Source organism: Kitasatospora sp. NPDC001175 (assembly GCF_053598215.1).
Window position 1 is genome coordinate 1 of the sequence record NZ_JBSFJU010000162.1, and the last position, 4,724, is coordinate 4,724.

Here is a 4,724-nt window from a genome sequence, read left to right on the forward strand (position 1 = left end):
CCTTCTCCGAACTAACTGGCCCGGACGGGAATCGTGTCAGAAGTCTGGTCTAGGTTTGGCCTGTGAACCACAGCAGCTCCAAGGCCGGGGCGTCCCGCGAGCCTGACTTGCCGCCCTACCAGGTAGTCCTAGCGGAGACTGATTGGGGTTCGCTCCAGACGGCTTTCGGGAACGGTGAGTGCCTTCCCAAAGTCCTGGCACGGTTGCTGGAGCCTGATCCCAAGGTGCAGGTCACCGCTTTGTCGGAACTGAGTGAGCTGGTCGGCCACCAGAACAGCATCTACGAAGCCACCGCCCCCGTCGCCATGTATGTCGCCGGCATCCTCGCCCACCCGGTGGCCATGACCCTCCGGCCGTATCGCAACGTCCCCATCCGCGCGACATTGTTGAACTGGTTGGTTTCCACGGCCTACGACGCCTCCGACGAGATTGTCGACCGCACCGAGCAATACTTCCCTGGCTTCCTCACCCACGACACCACGCTGGCGGCTTTCCGGGACCTGCGCCCGATGCTTTATCGAGCCGTCGCACCCTTCCTGCAGGACAGCCACGCGGACGTGCGCGAAGCCGCCGGCCTCGCCGCGCTGATCCTCGCCGAACACCCCGCGCTTGCCCAGCGCCGCGATCACCTTGCGGTGCACGCGCGCCGCATCCTAGACACCAGCAGCGACGCCCCTAACCGGCGCGTTGCCTGGAAGGCCCTCGAAGCATGGGGCCACGACGTCAGTGACATTGAACCTTTTCAGGAGGAGCCCTGGGACTGCGGGCCGCACAGCGATGGCCGCGGCGATCTCGAACCTCCCTTCTGACTGATAGGCGAACGGCCCACCGGCCCAAGAAGTGCGGCCAGCCGAGTATTTCGGAACGAAAAGCGGTCCAGGAAGGTTCAGTTGGGTGTCCAGACGTCGGGCTCGGAGGCGGTCACGAGGTGTTGGATCGTCCTGCGATCTGATCGAAGGTCGGGAGACCCAGGTGGACGACGGAGGGCTGAAGAGCCGCGTCCAGTTGGGTGAGCTTCCCGTGGGCGCCGGCCAGGCTGATCTCCAGTCCTTCGACTTCGCCGAACCAGCCTTCGCGTTGGGCTTCGGCGATTCGGTCGATCAGGTTGTCGCGGATCTCGATCAGGCGGTTGCGCTGGGAGGGCTCGGGGCGGAGGAGCGAGCATCGGACGCAGGCGTGTTCATGGATGCAGGCTGTTCCGAACGCCCTCGCGCAGGTGCCGAGCGAGAGCTTGCGCTTCTCGAAGTGGGCTAGGAAGGCATCCCACTCCTCGTCGGTCGGGGTCCGGTATTCCTCGCTGGGGCGGAGCGTTCGCCGGCGCGCGATGAACGCCCGGTGGGACTCGATGGCGTCGGCGGGATAGATCGCGTTGTAGCCCATTGTGGTGTTGATGTCGGAGTGGCCGGCGAGAACCTGGGCGATGTGGGGCGGCAGGCCGCTGCGGATCGCGTCGCTGATGAAGATCCGCCGGAAGTCGTGCGGCGAGAAGTCGAGCGGCTGGCCGGCGGAGTCCGTGAGACCTGCCCGTCCCAAGACGTCGTTAAGGCCATTTCTGATCAACGACCGTGACACCGGCGTGAGTTGTCCGCCGTAGACCCACTGGAACAGCAGCGGCATCGGCGGGTTGTGGACCTTCTCCGCGACGTCGTAGCTGACCACCATCGGAATCGCGCCTGTGCGCGAGTCACGGACGCGGGCGATGATCGTGCTGAGGACGTCCGCCAACTCCGGGCTGACCAGCAGGAGCCGCTCCTCGTCGGTCTTCGACGGCGCGACCTGCAGAAGCGGAACGACCTCGCCGGTGCTGGGCAGTTTGTACTGAATCAGGCTGTGATGGCTGGCTTCCAGCATCTCCTCGATCCGGACACCGGTGTGGTGGAGGAACTCGATCGTGGCCCATGCCCAGAACGCTCGTTCCTCGGCCAGTCCCAGGTGGGCTCGACGGCCGGTCTCGTCATAGGCCCGGAAGGGCGTCACCGAGTCCTGCTTCTGCCGGGTGTAGGTCTTGCCCATGAACGTGAACCGCCCGCCCAGCGGGGCGGCCCGTAGAGCGTCCATGCCCGCGTTGGCCTCGGCCCAGTTCTCTCTGGCGACCCTGACCAGGGTCGCCAGAGCGGGCAACCGTTCGCGGGTGCGCTGGTCCATCTTGGCCTTGCGGCGCTTCTCGTGCTTTGCGGTGCTGGCGTCGGCCTGGCTCACCGGGCAGGGTGCCACCCAGGGGCCCCAGCGCTCGGGTTCCTCGACAGCCCAGTGGGCCAGGTCGAGGTAGAAGGCCCGGACGCCCATCATCAGGTTGCCGTAGTTCGCGCGCTCGGACACCGTCTCGTGGATCGAGCCGTCTGGCAGTCGCCGGCGTGTGGTCTTGGTTCGGCTGGCCTGCTTCCAGGCCGCGGCGACCTCGGGGGGCAGCCGTAGGGTGTCGATGCCGGGCTGGATGCGTTCGATCTGAGTCCAGAAGTTCCTCACCAGGGTCCGAGACGCGTCCTCCAAAGACGTGTAGTCCATGGTGGGTTGGCACTCTTTCAGGTAGTCGACCAGCAGGTTCCGGATCGGCTTCGACTGGGGGTTGTAGCGGTCCACGAGCTGCTCGACCGAGACTTGACCGGAGGTCCGGGTCAGGAATCTCAGGGTCGTCGGCGCATCGGTCGGCATGTGCCCCAGGTCCCGCAGCCACGAGTAGAACAGGCTCTGGCCGGCGGTGCTGGGCCGATACTCGCGGAAGGCCTCCATGAACTCCAAGGAGTCGCCGACCGTGATGTCCGCCAAGCCTCCTCCCTTGGAGATGACGATCTTCACCAGCACGCTCTTCGCGAGCTTGCCGAGGTGGGAGGACCAGGCCTGCGGGCCGACCATCTGCTCCAGGCGGGCGAACCCTTCGGGATCGCGGTGCTGGCAGATGACCGCGCGCATGTTGGTCGACGACCGGGTGAGCTGCCAGCGGAGCGAGGGACGGAGCACTTCGGCGCTCACCAGGGCGAGCAGGCCGGAGTTCAGGATGCCGCTAGCGTTCGCCGCTCCGTATCCGGTCCAGCCTGCGGAGCGCTTGTTCCACTCCGAGCCGGTGCAGCTCGCGGCGGGGCTCGCGTTCCAGCGCTGCTGCCAGGTGTCTCCCGGGTGGTGCTGGAGCCAGCGGAGGATGTTCTGAGCCCCGCGCCGCCGGTAGTCGTGGGTGGAGTCGCTCGCAGCCCGCAGCGGCGGCCGGTTCAGCCGCGCCATAACCTCCTCGTAGGACTGGCTCGTCTCAGGCCAGTCGTCCTCGTAGGGCCGGGGCGGGAAGCGCTCCGTCAACGCCACCAGGGCGGCTCCCGCGAGTGGCTGCGGAGCCCGGGCGGAGTTGGAGACCGGCGCCTCCAGGGTCTGGGTGAAGGTCACCAGGAGCTCCCAAAGAGGTTCTTCATCGAGTCGGGGTTGTAGCCGGGGGCCGGGGGCGCCGGGGGTCGCTCGCGTTGCTGTGCCTGGCGTACGTGGTGGGCCCGGACGCGTTCGATCACCTCGTCCTGGCTGGCCGGCAGGTAGAGCTGGGTGGTGGTGAGGTGCGCGTGGCCGAGGACCCACTGGACGTCGGTCAGCGGCATCTTCGGGTCTCGCGCGAGCCGGTAGGAGGCGGTGTGCCGAAGGTCGTGCAGGGTCCAGTTCGACCCGAGGAGATCGTTCGCCCGGTTGAACATCGCCCTGGCCGCGTCGTAGCCGAGCGGCCGCCACGGCCGCCTCAGCGCCCACCACAGCGGCAGGTTCGGTCCGACGGGGACGCCAGCACGACGGGCTTCCTCTTGGTAGAGCCGCAGCCAGACGAACGCGTCTGTCGAGCAGGGGAGTTGCTGGTAGGCGCGGGTTCCTTTCCGGACGATGCCGAGGAGCTGCTGGCCGGCCAGTGCGTCGCGCTGCCGGCTGGTCAGTTGTTCTTCCGCGCGGGCGCCGTTCGACACCCAGAAGGCCAGGAGGGCGCGATCGCGGTTGTGCCGCAGTGCCGCGAACAGCGCGTTGAACATCTCGTCAGGGATTCGCCGCGGGGTCCGCTTGGGGATCTTCGGCCGATAGCGGCCCGCCCGTTCCTGGCGGAAGGGCTGGCCGGGCTCATGGTGGGCGTTCGCGCGGTCACCGCGTCGGGAGCGGTCCAGCGGGAACGGGTTGATGATCGGCCCGGTGCCCTCCTCCAGATGGAAGGCGTAGAACGTGCGGAGCACGGTCTCGCAGTGCGCACGGGTCTTCACCGAGTACTTCGGGCCGGGCGAGGCCTTCCCAGTGATCGCGTTGGGTGTGCCCGGTGCGGTCTTGCGGCTCGTCTTCGGCTTGGGCGCGGTCTCGGCGGTGTAGCCGGCCTTACGGTGGCGCCAGTGCAGTCTTTGGGGCTTGTCGGCTATCCGCATCCACCGGGTGAAGTCCCGGGCGTCCACGCGGGTCGCGTGGTTCCACTCGACATCAAGAGCCCAGAGGAACCGCCACCAGCGCAGCAGGTCCATTCCGTACGAGCGGATCGTGGTGGCGGGACTGTCCACCGCCTGGAGCTCTGCGAAGTAGGCGCGGACCGGCTCGACGACACCGCCGCTCGGGTCCAGCAACTGGTACGGGCCCCAAGGGTTCCCGGTCTCCTCCAGCTTGCCTATCTCAGGCAGGACGAACCGCTCCAGATCCCGCTCGGGACGATCAGTTTCGAACACCCAGGGAAGCTAACAGATCATGCCTCTGACCTGCGAATATGCCAAAGTTAGTTCGGTTAACGGGCC

The 4,724-nt window shown here is 67.1% G+C and carries 3 protein-coding genes; 1 reads left to right on the plus strand and 2 read right to left on the minus strand.

Translation table 11 applies throughout. From position 1 onward, the window contains the following. The first annotated feature begins 203 nt into the window (after positions 1-203). Complete coding sequence (locus tag ACWDAK_RS40600; RefSeq protein ID WP_344637714.1) at positions 204-809, plus strand: hypothetical protein; 606 nt, start codon at positions 204-206, stop codon at positions 807-809. Between the two features lie 112 nt (positions 810-921). Here the strand turns inward: ACWDAK_RS40600 and ACWDAK_RS40605 are convergent, their stop codons facing one another. Both ACWDAK_RS40605 and ACWDAK_RS40610 read right to left on the minus strand, forming a co-directional pair. After that, positions 922-3,372, minus strand: a complete 2,451-nt coding sequence (locus ACWDAK_RS40605) for a tyrosine-type recombinase/integrase (RefSeq protein ID WP_427396290.1) — start codon at positions 3,370-3,372, stop codon at positions 922-924. Next, positions 3,369-4,658, minus strand: coding sequence for a tyrosine-type recombinase/integrase (locus ACWDAK_RS40610; protein WP_427396291.1), 1,290 nt, complete (start codon positions 4,656-4,658; stop codon positions 3,369-3,371). Before ACWDAK_RS40610 ends, ACWDAK_RS40605 begins: the two co-directional genes overlap by 4 nt. Positions 4,659-4,724: the final 66 nt, after the last annotated feature.